The sequence below is a fragment of the Chelatococcus composti genome, assembly GCF_014201415.1.
Lineage (GTDB): Bacteria > Pseudomonadota > Alphaproteobacteria > Rhizobiales > Beijerinckiaceae > Chelatococcus_A > Chelatococcus_A composti.
Window position 1 is genome coordinate 159629 of record NZ_JACHEH010000001.1, and the last position, 15661, is coordinate 175289.

Here is a 15661-nt window from a genome sequence, read left to right on the forward strand (position 1 = left end):
GCAGGAGTGAGCGGGAGACTGTTGATGATTACGCTGACCTTCCCCGATGGCGCCACGCGCCAGTTTCCCGACGGCATCACCGGGCGCGAAGTCGCCGAAGGCATCGCGAAGTCGCTGGCCAAGCGCACGGTCGCCATGGTGCTCGACGGCACCCTGACCGACCTTTCCGACCCGATCACGCGCGATGCGAAGATCGAGTTCATCTCGCGCGAGGACCCGCGCGCGCTCGAGCTCATCCGGCACGACTGCGCCCACGTTCTGGCCGAGGCGGTGCAGACTCTCTTTCCCGGCACGCAGGTGACCATCGGCCCGGTCATCGAGAACGGCTTCTACTACGACTTCTACCGCGAGAAGCCCTTCACGCCGGAGGATTTCCCGGCGATCGAGGCCAAGATGCGCGAGATCATCGCCCGCGATGCCCCCTTCACCAAGGAGGTCTGGTCGCGCGAGCAGGCGCGCGCCTATTTCGAGACGAAGGGTGAGGCGTTCAAGGTCGAGCTGGTCGACGCCATCCCGCCGGGTGAGACGCTCAAGATCTACCGGCAGGGCGAGTGGCTGGACCTGTGCCGCGGCCCGCACATGACGAGCGTGGGCAAGATCGGCACCGCCTTCAAGCTGATGAAGGTGGCCGGTGCCTACTGGCGCGGCGATTCCAACAACCCGATGCTGACGCGCATCTATGGCACCGCCTGGGCTACACAGGACGACCTCGACGCCTATCTCAGGCAGCTCGAGGAGGCCGAGAAGCGCGACCACCGTCGCCTCGGGCGGGAGATGGACCTCTTCCACTTCCAGGAGGAGGGGCCCGGCACCGTCTTCTGGCATCCGAAGGGCTGGACGCTGTTCCAGAACCTCATCAGCTACATGCGCCGGCGCCTCGCCGCCGACTACGAGGAGGTGAACGCGCCGCAGCTCCTCGACAAGTCGCTGTGGGAGATCTCGGGCCACTGGGGCTGGTATCGTGAGAACATGTTCGCGGCCACATCGGCCGGCGAGCACACGGAGGACGAGCGCGTCTTTGCCATCAAGCCCATGAACTGCCCCGGCCACGTGCAGATCTTCAAGCACGGGCTGAAGTCCTATCGCGACCTGCCGCTGAGGCTCGCCGAGTTCGGCGCGGTGCACCGCTATGAGCCCTCCGGCGCGCTGCACGGGCTGATGCGCGTGCGCGCGTTCACGCAGGACGACGCGCACATCTTCTGCACCGAGGAGCAGCTCGCCGAGGAGTGCCTGAAGATCAACGATCTCATTCTCTCGACCTATGCCGACTTCGGCTTCGAGGAGATCGTCGTCAAGCTCTCGACGCGCCCGGAGAAGCGCGTCGGCTCCGACGCCCTGTGGGACCACGCCGAGGAGGTGATGAGCCGGGTGCTCGAGCAGATCGCCGCCCAGTCGGGCGGGCGCATCAAGACGAGCATCAACCCGGGCGAGGGTGCCTTCTATGGGCCCAAGTTCGAGTATGTGCTGCGTGACGCTATCGGCCGCGACTGGCAGTGCGGAACGACGCAGGTGGACTTCAACCTGCCCGAGCGTTTCGGCGCCTTCTACGTCGACCAGGACGGGCAGAAGAAGACCCCGGTGATGGTGCACCGCGCCATTTGCGGCTCCATGGAGCGCTTCGCCGGCATACTCATCGAGCACTTTGCCGGTCACTTCCCGCTGTGGCTTGCGCCGCAGCAGCTCATGGTCTGCACCATCACCTCCGATGCGGACGACTACGCTGTCGAGGTGCTGAAGGCGGCCAAGAAGGCGGGCCTGCGCGGCGACGTGGACCTGCGCAACGAGAAGATCACCTACAAGGTGCGCGAGCATTCGCTCGCCAAGGTGCCGGTGCTTCTCGTCGTCGGCAAGAAGGAGGCTGCAGAGCGAACAGTCTCCATCCGCCGCCTCGGCTCGCAGCAACAGGTGTCGATGACGCTGGACGAGGCGCTCGCCTCGCTCGTCGAGGAGGCCGTGCCGCCCGACATCCGCCGCGAGCGCGCCGCAGCCGCGGCGCCGCAGCAGGCCGTGGCCTGAGAAGCGGCCTGAGAGAACGCATTCCCTCTCCCCGGCAGGGGAGGGGGAATTGTCTTTCTCCTCCCTCGAGAGAGGCCGAGGTTTGTCTGGCCGCGTTGGCAGCGCCCGGTTACGGGTCCGCGCCGGCGCTGCTAGCGCGCCACCACCTCGATGTCGCGGTCCTGGCCGCTCTCGACGGTGAACTCGCGCGTGTAGACCTGCCCCTCGTGGCGGGCGATGACAACATACTCGCCCTCGGCCAGGACGAAGGAGGGGAACGCGCCGATCTCCTCACGGATGACGTCGCCGCCGGGGGTGAGGACGCTGAAGGCCGTGCCTGCGAAGGCCTCCCCGCCTGCGGTGCGCACGAGCTTCAGCGTCACCGTGGCGGCGCGGTGATTGAGCGTGGCGTCGGTGAGCTTGCCGCTCTCGACCTTGAGGTCGGCCCGCATCAGGGCGTTGGAATCGCCGTAGTTGGAAACGACGTGGTAGGTGCCTTCCGGCAGCAGCACCACGGAGCCCGAGCGCGCCTTCTCGACGACGAGGCGCCCCTCGTCGTTGTTGCCGATCGGCACGAAGACCGAGAAGGTCAGCTTGTCTGGCGGGATGGGCTGCGAGCCCACCGCGCCGCGGATGCGCAGACCGCCGGCCGAGATCGTCAGCCGCTCCACGGTGTCGCGGATCAGGGATACGCGGCGTGTGGCGCTGGCGAAGCCATAGGCGGCATGGATGCGATAGTCGCCCTTGGGCAGCGTGATGGCGGGGGAGGCCTCCTCCGACTTCACCATCAGCTGGAAATCCTCGCCGTTCGGCGCGTCGGCATAGATGCGCCAGACGAGTCCGTCGCCGATGGGCTTGGTCTCGCCGGAAAACACGGCGCTCAGATAGAGCGTTGCCGTGCCCTGCGTGTCCTGGAGCTGCGGTGGCGGTACGTTCTGCAGTCGGGGCGGCATCTGGGCCTGGGCGCCGGCCGCGAGGAACGTCAGGCCGGCGGCCACGAGGGCGCCCGCGCTCCAACGATTGAGGACCTTGATCACGTTGCTCGCATTCCGTTCGTGAACATCCGGCAGAGCCTTCAATAGGCGTCCCTGGCGGGAGTTGCCACCCAATTGTGAATGGAAGGTGGCACGGGGTCATGGCGCGGGCCTCGTGCAGACGCATCGGCGCACGGCCGGCATGCGCGCGGCGGCGTTGACGCCGGGCGGCGAAGCCGCGATGACAGCGACGGGCAAGTGCGCCGAAGCGACGCTTTTTCAGCCAGTTCCAGCCCGGAGCGAAGAGCCGATGTCGAATGCAACGATCGAACTCCTCAGCGCGCGCCGATCCGTGCCGGCCCGCCAGATGCAGGGCCCGGCGCCGAGCGAGGAGCAACTGAGGACGCTCCTGACCATCGCTGCTCGCGTGCCCGATCACGGCAAGCTCGCCCCGTGGCGTTTCATCGTCTTCTCGGGCGAGGCCCGCGAGAAGGCCGCGCAGATCATCGCCGCCGCCTTCGCCGCCGATAATCCGGAGGCGGACGAGAAGCGCCTCGCCGCCGAGCGCGAGCGCATGACGGCCGCGCCGCTCGTCGTCGCTGTCGTCTCGCGCGCGGCCCCGCATCCCAAGATCCCGGAGTGGGAGCAGGTCCTGTCGGCGGGCGCCGTGTGCATGAACCTCATCGTCGCCGCCAATGCCATGGGCTTCGCGACGAGCTGGGTTACCGGATGGTGCGCCTACGACCGGCGGGTGCTCGATGCGTTCGGCCTCGCTCCGGACGAGCGAATCGCCGGCTTCGTCCACATCGGCACGGCGAGCGAGAAGCCGGCTGACCGGCCGCGGCCGGACCTCTCCGCCATCGTCACCCGTTTCGGCGAGTGAGACCATGATTTACGATGCCATCGCCTGCGACCACGGGCTGCCGCACGATCCCTTCAAGGCGCTCGTCGCGCCACGGCCGATCGGCTGGATCTCGTCCCTCAGTGAGCGGGGCGAGGCAAATCTCGCGCCCTACAGCTTCTTCAACGCCTTCTCGACCCATCCGCCCATCGTCGGCTTTTCCAGCGAGGGGCAGAAGGATTCGCTCGCCTTCATCGCGGAGACGGGCGAGTTCGTCTGCAACATCGCCACCTATCCGCTGCGCGAGGCGATGAATGCGACCTCGGCGCCGCTGCCGCGCGGCGTCAGCGAGTTTGAGGCGGCAGGGCTCGAGCCGGAGCCATCGCACTTCGTCAAGCCGCCGCGGGTGCGCGGCATCGCGGCGGCGCTGGAGTGCAAGCGCCTGCAGATCATCCGGCTGGAGGATCTGGACGGTCGCGCGCTCGATCGCTGGCTGGTGCTGGGCCAGGTGGTCGGCGTCTACATCGACGACCGCTTCATCAGGAACGGGCTCGTGGACACGGCTGCCATGCAGCCCATTGCCCGGCTCGGCTACAACGACTACAGCGTCGTGGACGAGGTGTTTTCCCTGGTGCGGCCGAAGGGCGCCTGAGAAGCGTCAGGCCCGGTCCGGCCGCTCCCTTGCCCGGAATGGAGGGGTCGGGCACCAACGCAGGGTTTTCACCCGTTCTTCGGCACCCGCGCCAGAAGCCGCTCGGCACGCTTGAGGTGCGGACGGTCGACCATCTCGCCGCGCACGGCGAGCACGCCGGCCTGGGGATTGGCCGCGAAGGCTTCCACGATGGCGCGCGCCTCGGCCACCGCCTCTGGCGTCGGCGTGAAGGCGGCGTTGATGACCGGCACCTGGGCCGGGTGGATCGCCATCTTGGCCACGAAACCGTCGCGGCGCGCCGCCTCGCATTCGGCGGCGAGCCCGTCGAGGTCGCGGAAGTTGGTGAAGACAGCGTCGACCGCATCGACGCCCGCCGCTGCCGCACCCATCAGGGTCAGAGAACGGGCGAGGCGGTAGGGTTCCGCATAGCGGCCGTCGGGCAGGCGGTTCGTCTCGGCCCCGAGATCGGCGGAGAGATCTTCCCCTCCCCAGGCCAGGCCGCAAAGGCGCTGGCTCGCGCCGGCGTAGGTGCCGAGGGCAAAGACGCCTTGGGCCGTCTCCGTCGCGATGGCGAGGATGCGCGTCCTGCCGTCGTCGAGGCCGAACTCGGCCTCGCGCACCGCGAGCTTGGCGCCGAGGTGGGACACGTCCGTGCCGCCGGCGGCCTTGGGCAGCACGATGCCGTCGGGTCCGGCGGCCATGACGGTGTCGAGGTCGTCGTCACTCAGACCGCTGTCGAGCGCATTGATGCGCACGTAGAGCAGCGGCCGCGCCGGCTGCGGCGCGACCTCGCGCAGGAAGTCGGCAGTGATGGCGCGGGCAGACGCCTTCTCCGAGAGTGCGACGGAATCCTCGAGGTCGAGAATCAGGGCATCCGCCCCGGCTGTCAGCGCCTTGTCGAGCTTCCTGCGGCTGTCGCCGGGAACGAAGAGCAGCGAGCGCATGGCGTCACACCGTCGGGCGCTTGCGCATGAAGGCCTGCCGCCGGCATTCGGCCACGAGCGTCCCGTCCTGCTTGTAGGCGCGGTGCAGGAACTCGACGATGCCGGCGTCCGGGCGCGACTTTGAGCTGCGCACGGAGACCACCTCCGTGGTCACGCTGATGGTGTCGCCCTCGAAGAGGGGCGCGGGGAAGCGCACGTCCGTCATGCCGAGATTGGCGATGGTGGTGCCCACCGTGGTGTCATTCACCGAAATGCCGATCATCAGGCCGAGGGTGAACAGGGAATTCATGAGCGGCCGGCCCCACTCGGTCTCGGTGGCGCAGAAATGCGCGTCGATGTGCAGCGGCTGGGGATTGAGCGTCATGTTGGAGAACAGCATGTTGTCCATCTGCGTCACGGTTCGCGTGAGGCGGTGGCGGATGAGCTGGCCGACGCTGAAGTCCTCGAAATAGAGACCGCCGCGCGGGTGCGGACTGCCGTTTGCCTGCGCCGTCATGACGTTGAGCTTCCCTCCGGGTGCGTTGTTCAGACTTCGTTTACCATAACCGCCCCATGCTGCGAGGCGAGGCAAATCGCAGTCTTCCCGTTTTCCATGGCTCGGGAAGGCCTGCGATCTGCAAATACGGCTTTGGTGGATGTGCGGGCCGGCGGGGCTCCGGCCGCACCCACGGCTTGGGATTGGGGCAATGATCATCCGCCGCTTTCTGCTCTGGGTTCGCTCCGCCTCGGCGAGCGAGCGGGCACAGGGCGCCGGGGCGCTCGCGCGCGCCTATGTCTCGGCCCGGCTCTCGCCCGAGGAGCGGCGGGAGGCGGAGGCGGCGCTGCTCAGCCTTCTCGACGACACGTCGGCGGCCGTGCGTCGCGCCATCGCGCGCGAGCTCGGTGCGGAACTCGACGTGCCGCGCCATCTCGTGCTGGCTCTTGCGCGCGATCAGAGCGACGTTGCCGCGCTCGTCCTCGCCCGCTCGCCGGTGCTGCTGGCCTCCGATCTCGTCGATTGCGTGGAGACGGGCGATGCGCTCGCCCAGACGGCCATTGCCGTGCGTCCGGGCCTGCCGCTCGCCGTGGCCTCGGCGCTCGCTTCCGTCGGCGCGCCGGATGCGCTCGTTGCCCTCGCCGACAATCACACCGCAGTGCTGCCCGAGCAGTTGATGCACCGCATGCTTGAGCGCCATGCGAAGCTGCCCGCCCTGCGCGAGGCACTGCTGGCGCGGCCCGGCCTGCCGGCCGCGGTGCGCCAGCGGATCGCCGCGGCCGTGGCCGAGCAGCTGACGGCTTTCGTCACCCGCCGGCGCTGGCTCCGCACGGAGCGGGCGGAAGGCGCGGCGCGCGAGGCCTGCGAAAGGGCGACGCTCATGATCGCTGCCGCGGAACGGGACGATGCCGCCCTCGCTGCGCTCGTGCGGCTGTTGCGGGCGGAGGGACGGCTGACGCCGCGCCTGCTGCTGCGCGGGCTTCTCAGCGGGGAGGAGCGGCTGTTCATCTGGGCGCTGGCCGAGCTCGCCGATGTCCCGTCCGGGCGTGTCGCGGCGCTCGCCGCTGACGAGCGGGGCAGGGGGCGGGGGGCCCTCCTGGAGCGTGCCGGCATCCCGGACGCCCTGCGGCCGGCCTTCCTCGCCGCATGGAGCGCCTGCCGATCGTTCGCCCGACAGGGGCAGAGCGATGGCGACCCCATCGGCCTTCGCCAGCCAATCCTGCAGCGGGTGATCGACGCCTGCGCCTTGCGCGGCGAGGCCGACGGCGACGCGCTGACCGCGCTGCTTCGGCGCTTCGAGGCGGAAGTGGCGCGCGAGGAAGCTCGCGATACCACGGCGCTGCTTGTGGAGAATGCGGCGCTCGGCGCGCTGATTGAGGCAGACCGGGCGGTCATCGACCGGCAGCGGCCGGCGCCGGGGATGATCGCTGCCTGAACGCCTTCAGTAGCCGAACTGCTCGCGCAGGATACGCTCGTCCAGGCTGTGGCCGGGATCGTGCAGCATGACGAGGTCGACGCTGCGGTCCATGGCGATGTCGACCCGCGTCACCGAGCGGAACTCCGTATGGTCGGCCACGGCGCTGACGGGGCGCTTGTCGGCCTCGAGCACGTCGACACGCACCCGCGCGTGATCCGGCAGGAGCGCCCCGCGCCAGCGCCGCGGGCGGAAGGCCGAAATCGGCGTCAGCGCGAGCAGCGGGGCGTTGAGGGGCAGGATCGGCCCGTTGGCGGAGAGGTTGTAGGCGGTTGAGCCCGCCGGCGTGGCGACGAGCAGGCCGTCGGCTGTCAGCTCCTCGAGCCGCACCTGGCCGTCCACCGAGACGCGCAGCTTGGCCGCCTGATAGGTCTGGCGCAACATCGAGACCTCGTTGATGGCGCGCGCCTGGTGCGGCTTGCCGGTCGCGTCGTGCGCGATCATCAGCAGGGGATGCACCACGCTGCGCTCGGCGTGCTCCAGCCGGTCGACGAGGTCGTTCTCGTGGAACTCGTTCATCAGGAAGCCGACGGAGCCGCGGTTCATGCCGTAGATCGGCTTTCCCGTGCCCATGAAGCGGTGCAGCGTCTGCAGCATCAGGCCGTCGCCGCCCAGGGCGACGATCACATCGGCTTCCTCCGGTGGGTGTGTGCCGTAGCGTGCAACGAGGCTGGCCGCGGCCTGCTGGGCCTCGGGAGTGTCGCTTGCGACGATGGCAATCTTACCGAATCGGCGGGCCATGGGCGCCCCTGTCCTGGCGAGCCGAAGCGACGCGGGCGGCGCCCGGCGTCTGGATCGGCGGGGATGAGAGCCATAGCCGCAAACGGGGCGCCGCGTCCAGTTGGCTCGCGCGGTTCGGAAAGGGGACGGCGTGCCGCTCTCAGATGATGGGGCTCCACGCCACGGGCACGAAGGCGAAGCCGTTGCCGTCACGGGCGATGTGGCCGGTCGCCGGGAAGGGCGCGTGGTAGAAGGCCACCTGCAGACGCTCGCTCGCCACCATGTCGAGCAGGCGGCGGCGCGTCTGGCGCGCCATCTCGCCGTCGATGTCGAAGACGGCCTGCCAGTCGGGATTGCGGACGAAGAGGGCCGGGTGGTTGGTGGTGTCGCTCAGCGCCATGAGCTGCCCGTTGCCGGCAGAGATGACGAAGGCCATGTGGCCGGGCGTGTGGCCATAGGCGGCGACGGCGGTCACGTTGGGCACGACCTCGCTCTCGGGCGCGAAACGTTTCACCTCCTTCGCGATGGGGCCGAAGACGCGGCGCACGTTCTGGAACGCGCCCTTCATTCCCTCCGGCGCCGCAGCCATCTTGGCGTCGTCCATCCAGAAGGCCCATTCGGCCTCCGGCACCAGCACCTCGGCGCCGGGGAAGACGGCGGTGCCGTCCTTCAGCCTGAGCCCGTTGATGTGATCGCCGTGGAAATGGCTGATGATGACGGTCTCAACCGCGGCCGGGTCAAAGCCCGCGGCGCGAAAGTTCGCCATCCACTGGCCGCTGGTCGGCGCGCCCGAATCGCCGTTGCCTGTGTCGATGAGCGTCAGCTTTCCGCCCCTGTCGATGACGAGCGTGGTGAAGGGAATGGTGATGGTCTCGCGCGGCAGGAAGGCAGAGTCGAGCGCGCCCTGCACCTCGCCGGGCTCCGCATTGCGGACGAGCCCCTCGACCGGACGGTGGGCGACCCCGTCGGTGACGGCCGTGACCATCAGATCCCCCACCTTGTAGCGATAGAAGCCGGGCGCCTGACGGTCGGGTTCGACAGGAGTGGAGGCAGGCAGCGTCTGGGCGGAGGCAGGGGCAGTCATCGCACTTCCGATTGCGGCAGCCGAGACGAGCAGACTGCGGCGATCCAGCATGGCACTTTCCCTCCCCATGGCAATTGATTCTGTCCGGCAATCCGGCTGCCGGAAGAACGCGCGTCCGGCCGGCAGACCAATATGGTCCACAAGGCCGCACTGAGGGTCGATCCGCGGTCGCGTCACAAGTGTGTGACCCTTGTGGGTGACTCTTTGGGGGCGCATGGACGAAATGCCGCGCTGCTGGCGCACGCCGCCTCGCGCCATCATATTCTCGCCGGCAGGGCGTGATGAGCTCGCGGCCAGAGGTTGAGAAGGATCAGAGCATGCAGGGGTATGATCCCCGTTTCGGCCCCCAGATACGAATCCTGCGTCTGTCCCGCTGGCAATTGTGGCTTGCCGCTGCGGTGGGGCTGGCGCTCGTCGTCACGCTCGCCATCGTTGCAGCCGGCGTCTTTCTCGTCGTGCTGCCGGTCGTGGTGGTCGCGGGGCTGGGCTATCACCTGTGGATGAAGTGGCGCGGGCCGCGCCCGGCGGGGCGCGCCGACGACATGGTGATTGATGCCGAGTACACGATCGTGCACCGCGAGGAGGAGCGGCATGTCGAAGCGCGCCGCATCTCGGGCGATCGCAGGTAGGCGCCGGCTGCGCGCAGCCAGGCGGAAAAGGGGCGGGGCGCCCCTTCAGCGCCGCCGTGGCGGGGGGCCGCGGCGTCCGGCTCCGGGGCCGGCACCGCTGTCGGTCTTGTGGCGGAAGGTGATGCGGCCCTTGTCCATGTCGTAGGGCGTCATCTCGACCGTCACCCGGTCGCCCGCGAGGGTGCGGATGCGGTGCCGCTTCATGCGGCCGGCGATGTAGGCCAGGATCTCGTGGTCGTTCTCGAGGACGACGCGGAACTTGCCGTCAGGCAGTACGTCGATAACGGTGCCTTCGAACTCGATGGTATCTTCTTTCGACAACAGCTCTTCCTTTCAGAACGCGGAGGCTCTCTCCGCTGCGGCAGCAGCGCCGGCGCCCGGGGGGGCGGCGATGCGCAGGCCGCAAGGCTCATGACGAGCGCGGTACGGTTCGCATGAGCCGATGGCCGACAGCCCGCCGTGCGGCGCGCCCTTGAGCGGTTCCTGGACTGTGCGGCTTGCCAATGACGGCGCCACCGGGCGATCGAGGAACACGACCGAAGCATCCGGGTGCCTGAGAGGCACGAGGCTGGCCGGAGGGCGCCACGCGGTGCTCATAGCACGGATTGCCCTATCCGCGCCAACAAAAGCGTCGCCGCGGATGCCCGTGCCTCATCACGTCTGCGCTACAGAACGAGCCAGGCGAGCACGGCGAGGGCAAGGCTGGCGAGCAGGATGATGAGGACAGGCCGTCCGAGCCGCCCTTGCCTGGCTTCGCGCGGAGTGAGTTCAGGTTTTTCGTCCATCTCTCGCCTCCGTGCCGGGTGCAGGGTATGGGCTCGCGCGGGGTGCGACGGTCTGCGCGCTATGGGACGGCTGGTTTTGCGTGGCCGAAGTGACGTCGCCCACAGCGGCGGATGCCTTGCGGGCGACGATCAGCAGCCTTCGCGGGCCTTTTCGCTCAGTAGCACTCGCGATAGCGGCGCCCGCGATAGTAGTAGGTCTCGCACTGCTGCCCTGTCGCAGCGCCCACCATGGCGCCGCCGGCCGCACCGATGGCGCCGCCCACGACAGCGCCGCCGGCTGTTCCAGTCGCCGCGCCGCCGACAGCTGCACCGGCCGCCCCGCCGATGAGCGCGCCCCCTACGGCGCGTTCCTCCGGAGTGTTGCACGCAGCAAGGGTGAGGGCCACAGCGGCGCAGACAATATATTTCGTCATGTGGTCATCCTTTCGGATCTTCCTGGTGCTTTCTGGGGAAGCCGCTCGTCGTGCAGTGCATGAGTGCTTCCGCCATGCGTGCTTCCGAAAAGCAAAACGCATCATCTGCCTGTTGGGTTCCAGGACAGTGCGGTTTCTCTCTTGCCGTGTGTTTGCGTCAGTTCTGGGGCCGACGCGCCGTTCTCACCTGCGGTCGTCGCGGTGCAGGCGGATGAGCTTCTTGCCCAGGTCGCTGATGACGATGCGCTGCGGCCGGGCCACGGCGAGCCCGAGATTGAGGAGGAGGTCGCGCATGAGCGGCGGGATGAAGTCAGCCTCCGGCGCGCCGCGGTTGAGGCGCTGCAGGGCTTCCCATTCCTCCTCCGACAGGTCGGACCGATCGACAGCCATATATTCCCGGACCTTCGTGCGCTCGCGCGGTCTCCCGCCTGCGGACCGGCAGCCATTGCCTCTTGCGGCAGGTGGCGAAGCCTGTTAGCCGAAATGCGGGTCCAGCGCCGGTTTAGCTCAGTTGGTAGAGCAACCGCCTTGTAAGCGGTAGGTCGTCAGTTCGAGTCTGACAACCGGCACCATCTTCATCTTCCGGCCCGTTCTGCCGCTTGTCCACGCCGACGAGAATTGTGTGTTTCGGCAGGGTGCTGCTTTCGGGCGGCCTGCCGCCGATGACGCGTGCGACGACGCACGCCTTCCTGCCCGGCATGAGGGCACAGTTCCCTCACATCCGATCTGCGCAAACATCCTCGATGCAACGGATGCAACCGGAGTATGGAACGATGAACCGCAAGACCCTGAAATTTCTCGCCATTCCGCTGGCCTGCGTCACCATCGGCGCGAGCATAATCGCCACCACCGGCGAGGCCGAGGCGCGCTGGCGCGGCCGCTACGGCGGGGCTGTGGCCGCCGGTGTCATTGGCGGCCTTGCCCTCGGCGCGCTCGCGGCCTCGGCGGCCCGGCCCTCCTATGCCTATCCGGCGCCGGTCTATGTCGACGGCCCCTACTGTTACAAGGTTCGCGAGCGCGTCTTCGTGCGCGGCTATGGCTGGACCACGCGGCGCACCACGGTCTGCGAGTAATCCGCGTGTGCTCCGCCGTCAACGCGAGAACGCCGGCGACCTCCTCGTCGGCGTTCTTCTTTATTCCATCGTCCGGAAATTGCCGCAGTGACGGCCGATGAATGGGAACAGGGACGGTTCATCCGGCGTTCAGCCGCACGGAACTAGCATCCTGGCGATCGCTCTGAAGGGAGTGCCCGGCACTCCCGTTTTGGGAGAAGAACCATGACGTTCCCGTTCAAGGCTCGAAAGGTCGCGGCGCTCGGCCTTGCCGGCTTGACGCTGGCTGGCGCCTTCGCCGCCACCACCGGAGAGGCCGAGGCGCGCTGGCGCCGCGGCAACCCGGGAGCGGCCGTGGCTGCAGGCATCATTGGCGGCCTCGCCGTCGGCGCGCTGGCCGCCTCGGCGGCACGGCCGGCCTACGGCTATCCCGTGCCCGTCTACGACTACGGTCCGCCGCCTTATGCCTACGGGCCGGGGCCGGTCTACTACGACTACGGGCCGGAATGCTTCGTGAAGACCCGCCGGGTGTGGGTGGACGGCTGGGGCTGGCGCATGCGCCGCGTCACGGTCTGCGACTGACTGCCCGCCCGCCAAGACGACCCCGCCAAGACGAAAGGCTCCGCCGGGAGACCGGCGGAGCCTTTCGTCTTTCCGAGACTGGCTGGGGTTCAGTTCTCGTACTTGAAGATGTCGCGATCCTTCGTCTCGGGCACGAAGAGCAGGCCGATGACGAACGTCATCAGGGCGATCGCGATGGGGTACCAGAGGCCGTAGTAGATGTCGCCCGTCGCGGCCACCATGGCGAAGGCGGTCGTCGGCAGGAAGCCGCCGAACCAGCCGTTGCCGATGTGATAGGGCAGCGACATGCCCGAGTAGCGGATGCGCGTCGGGAAGAGCTCGACGAGCTGGGCGGCGATCGGCCCGTAAACCATCGTCACGAAGATGACGAGCAGCGTCAGGATGGCGACGATGGCAACTGTGTTCATCTTCGCCGGATCGGCCTTGGCCGGGTAGCCGGCGGCGCGGATCATCTCGGTGAGCTTGGCGTTGAAGGCCGCGCTCTGCTCCTTGAAGGCGGCGTCGTCGACCGCCTTGCCATCGAACGAGGCGATGACCTGGTCGCCGACCTTGACCCGCGCGATCGTGCCGGCAGGCGCCGCCTCGTTTGAGTAGTTCACCGAATTGCGGGCGAGGAAGCTCTTGGCGATATCGCACGAGGAGCGGAATTGCGCCGTGCCCACCGGGTTGAACTGGAACGAGCACTCCGACGGATCGGCGATGACCGTGACCGGCGCGCTGGCCTGGGCCGCCGCAAGGTCCGGGTTGGCGAACTTCGTCAGTCCGTTGAACAGCGGGAAGTAGGTGATCGCCGCGATGAGGCATCCCCCGAGGATGATCGGCTTGCGGCCGATCTTGTCGGAGAGCCAGCCGAAGACGATGAAGAACGGCGTGCCGATGGCGAGCGACAGGGCGATGAGGATGTTCGCCGTTGCGGCGTCGACCTTGAGCGTTTGGGTGAGGAAGAAGAGGGCGTAGAACTGGCCAGTGTACCAGACCACCGCCTGACCCGCCGTGCTGCCGAAGAGCGCGAGCAGGGCGACCTTGGCGTTCTTCCACGTGCCGAAGGCCTCCGTCAGCGGCGCCTTGGACTGCGTGCCCTCTTCCTTCATCTGCTTGAAGGCGGGCGATTCCTGGAGCTGCAGGCGGATCCAGATGGAGATGCCCAGCAGCACGATCGAGATCAGGAACGGAATGCGCCAGCCCCACGCCGCGAAGGCTTCCTCGCCCACATAGGTGCGCGTGCCCAGGATGACGATGAGCGACAGGAAGAGGCCGAGCGTCGCCGTCGTCTGGATGAAGCTGGTGTAGTAGCCGCGCCGGCCCTGCGGCGCATGTTCAGCCACGTAGGTTGCCGCGCCGCCGTACTCGCCACCGAGCGCCAGGCCCTGCACCAGGCGCAGCACAATGAGGATGACCGGTGCAAGCAGGCCCCATGTCGCGTAGCTCGGAAGGATGCCGACAATGAAGGTCGACATGCCCATGAGCACGATGGTGACGAGGAACGTGTACTTGCGGCCGACGAGATCGCCGAGGCGGCCGAAGACGAGCGCGCCGAACGGCCGCACGGCGAAGCCGGCGGCAAAGGCCATCAGGGCGAAGATGAACCCTGCGGTAGGATTGACGCCGGAGAAGAACTGCGCGGCGATGATCGCGGACAACGAGCCGTAGAGATAGAAATCATACCATTCAAAGATGGTACCGAGCGAGGAGGCGAAGATGACCTTCTTCTCCTCCCGGCTCATCGCACGGGTCTTTACACCCGTGGCCGTTGCGTTTGCCATGCTCATGGCCGAGGCTCCCTGGAACGTTCCATGACCTGCGGCCGGCCGAGGGCGGCAAACAATGCCGCGCGGCAGCCGGACCTCCGACCCCCTGCCGCGCGGTCTTGCGATCGAGGAGACGATCGGTGGATCTGGCGCCCACGGCCGCCCGACAACGGGCTTTCCCTCATTCGGCGGGGACAGCCCCCCGCGCCGCTTCCGCCACTGCTCGCAGTGCGGAAGATGAATGAAAGCTTAAGCGGAGGGGTTTCTGCTGTCGCTCGACAATTGGTCGTCGTTCCAAAGTCTTAAGTGCACCGCAATAGTGCGGTGCAATATTTCCGGCCTTGTTCAGCCCAAGGCGCGGCTCGCCGCATAGAGGGCGATGGCGGCGGCGTTGGAGACGTTGAGGCTCTTGATGGCGCCCGGCATGTCGAGACGCGCGAGGTGGCTGCACCGCTCGCGGGTCAGCTGCCGCAGCCCCTTGCCCTCGGCGCCGAGGACGAGGCCGAGCGGCCGGGAGAGGGGGATGTCGCCGAGGGGCGTCGGCCCGGCCGAATCAAGGCCGACGAGCTGGAAGCCGCGCTCGCGCAGGGCGAGCATCGCCTCCGCGAGATTGCGCACCACGACGAAGGGGACGTGTTCGAGCCCGCCCGAGGCGGACTTGGCGAGCACGCCTGTGGCAGCGGGGCTGTGGCGTGCCGTGGTGACGATGGCCGCGACGGAGAAGGCTGCGGCCGTGCGCACGATGGCGCCGACGTTGTGCGGGTCGGTGATCTGGTCGAGGACGAGGATGAGCGAATCCGCCGGCAGCGAATCGATGGTGGGGGAGGGAAGCGGATCGGCCTCGAGCAGCAGGCCCTGGTGGACGGCATCGGGCTCCAGCAGCCGGTCGATATCGGCGGGGCGGACGATCTCGGGTGTGATCGGCAGGCGCCCGAATCGCTCGAGCAGCCGCTTGTGAGCGTTCTCGGTGGCCATGAGACGGCGGGCCCTGCGCCGGGGATTGGCGAGCGCTTCCACAACGGGATGCCAACCGTAGATGATCGCGACATCGATGCTGCCGGGCGGGCCGGAGCGGCGCTGCGGGCGCGGGCCGCGCGCGCCTGACGCCTGTTTTCCCTTGCGGGGCTGCTGTCTGGTCGTCTGCCGGGCCGGCGGGGCCTTGTCGTTGCTCATCGTTCTGGTCCGAGATTGGTCGCGCCTCCTGTGGCACGAGAGCGTCGTGGATGCCAGTTGGTTTTGTGTTGACACCGGCAATCGGCCTCACCATAAGAGGCCCCGCGCTGTCGGCGCTGT

At 68.1% G+C, this 15661-nt stretch carries 17 protein-coding genes and 1 tRNA gene; 8 read left to right on the forward strand and 10 right to left on the reverse strand.

Features of this window, described 5'->3' with window-relative positions; genetic code table 11:
- Positions 1 to 24: 24 nt before the first annotated feature.
- Positions 25 to 2016, forward strand: coding sequence for a threonine--tRNA ligase (gene thrS / locus HNQ73_RS00830; RefSeq protein ID WP_183331317.1), 1992 nt, complete (start codon positions 25 to 27; stop codon positions 2014 to 2016).
- Between the two features lie 131 nt (positions 2017 to 2147).
- On the opposite strand, the gene HNQ73_RS00835 is transcribed toward thrS, so the two are convergent.
- Positions 2148 to 3032: a hypothetical protein gene (locus HNQ73_RS00835; protein WP_183331319.1), complete on the reverse strand. Its 885-nt coding sequence runs from the start codon at positions 3030 to 3032 to the stop codon at positions 2148 to 2150.
- A gap of 247 nt (positions 3033 to 3279) precedes the next feature.
- Here HNQ73_RS00835 and HNQ73_RS00840 point away from each other — a divergent pair, with 247 nt between their 5' ends.
- Together HNQ73_RS00840 and HNQ73_RS00845 are read left to right on the forward strand one after the other, a co-directional pair.
- A complete protein-coding gene (locus tag HNQ73_RS00840; RefSeq protein ID WP_183331321.1) occupies positions 3280 to 3852 on the forward strand; it encodes a nitroreductase family protein in 573 nt (190 codons plus the stop codon).
- A 4-nt stretch (positions 3853 to 3856) separates the two neighbouring features.
- Positions 3857 to 4462 carry a flavin reductase family protein gene (locus HNQ73_RS00845; protein ID WP_183331323.1) on the forward strand — a complete coding sequence of 202 codons (606 nt, stop codon included), beginning with the start codon at positions 3857 to 3859 and terminating at the stop codon, positions 4460 to 4462.
- Between the two features lie 68 nt (positions 4463 to 4530).
- Here the strand turns inward: HNQ73_RS00845 and HNQ73_RS00850 are convergent, their stop codons facing one another.
- Positions 4531 to 5406, reverse strand: a complete 876-nt coding sequence (locus HNQ73_RS00850; RefSeq protein ID WP_183331325.1) for an HpcH/HpaI aldolase/citrate lyase family protein — start codon at positions 5404 to 5406, stop codon at positions 4531 to 4533.
- A gap of 4 nt (positions 5407 to 5410) precedes the next feature.
- The gene (locus HNQ73_RS00855; protein ID WP_183331326.1) at positions 5411 to 5902 is read right to left on the reverse strand and encodes a MaoC family dehydratase; all 492 of its coding nucleotides are present in this window, start codon (positions 5900 to 5902) and stop codon (positions 5411 to 5413) included.
- Positions 5903 to 6092: 190 nt separating this feature from the next.
- On the opposite strand from HNQ73_RS00855, the gene HNQ73_RS00860 reads away from it, so the two are divergent.
- On the forward strand, positions 6093 to 7316 hold the full coding sequence (locus tag HNQ73_RS00860; RefSeq protein WP_183331328.1) for a DUF2336 domain-containing protein: 1224 nt from the start codon (positions 6093 to 6095) through the stop codon (positions 7314 to 7316).
- 6 nt (positions 7317 to 7322) lie between these two features.
- On the opposite strand, the gene HNQ73_RS00865 is transcribed toward HNQ73_RS00860, so the two are convergent.
- Together HNQ73_RS00865 and HNQ73_RS00870 are read right to left on the reverse strand one after the other, a co-directional pair.
- A complete protein-coding gene (locus HNQ73_RS00865; RefSeq protein WP_183331330.1) occupies positions 7323 to 8096 on the reverse strand; it encodes an NAD kinase in 774 nt (257 codons plus the stop codon).
- A 139-nt stretch (positions 8097 to 8235) separates the two neighbouring features.
- The gene (locus tag HNQ73_RS00870) at positions 8236 to 9159 is read right to left on the reverse strand and encodes an MBL fold metallo-hydrolase (protein ID WP_183331332.1); all 924 of its coding nucleotides are present in this window, start codon (positions 9157 to 9159) and stop codon (positions 8236 to 8238) included.
- A gap of 317 nt (positions 9160 to 9476) precedes the next feature.
- Between HNQ73_RS00870 and HNQ73_RS00875 the strand changes: the two genes are divergently transcribed.
- Positions 9477 to 9788: a hypothetical protein gene (locus HNQ73_RS00875; RefSeq protein ID WP_183331334.1), complete on the forward strand. Its 312-nt coding sequence runs from the start codon at positions 9477 to 9479 to the stop codon at positions 9786 to 9788.
- 45 nt (positions 9789 to 9833) lie between these two features.
- On the opposite strand, the gene infA is transcribed toward HNQ73_RS00875, so the two are convergent.
- The 3 genes from infA to HNQ73_RS00890 form a co-directional block, all read right to left on the reverse strand.
- Complete coding sequence (gene infA, locus HNQ73_RS00880) at positions 9834 to 10109, reverse strand: translation initiation factor IF-1 (protein WP_183331336.1); 276 nt, start codon at positions 10107 to 10109, stop codon at positions 9834 to 9836.
- 619 nt (positions 10110 to 10728) lie between these two features.
- Positions 10729 to 10986, reverse strand: coding sequence for a glycine zipper domain-containing protein (locus HNQ73_RS00885; RefSeq protein ID WP_183331339.1), 258 nt, complete (start codon positions 10984 to 10986; stop codon positions 10729 to 10731).
- Between the two features lie 183 nt (positions 10987 to 11169).
- Positions 11170 to 11376, reverse strand: a complete 207-nt coding sequence (locus HNQ73_RS00890; protein ID WP_183331341.1) for a hypothetical protein — start codon at positions 11374 to 11376, stop codon at positions 11170 to 11172.
- Positions 11377 to 11482: 106 nt separating this feature from the next.
- Between HNQ73_RS00890 and HNQ73_RS00895 the strand changes: the two genes are divergently transcribed.
- From HNQ73_RS00895 to HNQ73_RS00905, 3 genes are all read left to right on the forward strand, one after another.
- A tRNA-Thr gene (locus HNQ73_RS00895) sits at positions 11483 to 11558 on the forward strand.
- A gap of 201 nt (positions 11559 to 11759) precedes the next feature.
- A complete protein-coding gene (locus HNQ73_RS00900; RefSeq protein WP_183331342.1) occupies positions 11760 to 12059 on the forward strand; it encodes a hypothetical protein in 300 nt (99 codons plus the stop codon).
- Between the two features lie 204 nt (positions 12060 to 12263).
- Positions 12264 to 12620 carry a hypothetical protein gene (locus HNQ73_RS00905; protein ID WP_183331344.1) on the forward strand — a complete coding sequence of 119 codons (357 nt, stop codon included), beginning with the start codon at positions 12264 to 12266 and terminating at the stop codon, positions 12618 to 12620.
- Between the two features lie 89 nt (positions 12621 to 12709).
- Here HNQ73_RS00905 and HNQ73_RS00910 read toward each other — a convergent pair whose 3' ends face one another.
- Positions 12710 to 14383, reverse strand: a complete 1674-nt coding sequence (locus HNQ73_RS00910) for an MFS transporter (protein ID WP_183332170.1) — start codon at positions 14381 to 14383, stop codon at positions 12710 to 12712.
- A 330-nt stretch (positions 14384 to 14713) separates the two neighbouring features.
- A complete protein-coding gene (locus HNQ73_RS00915) occupies positions 14714 to 15541 on the reverse strand; it encodes a TrmH family RNA methyltransferase (RefSeq protein ID WP_183331346.1) in 828 nt (275 codons plus the stop codon).
- Positions 15542 to 15661 lie beyond the last annotated feature (120 nt).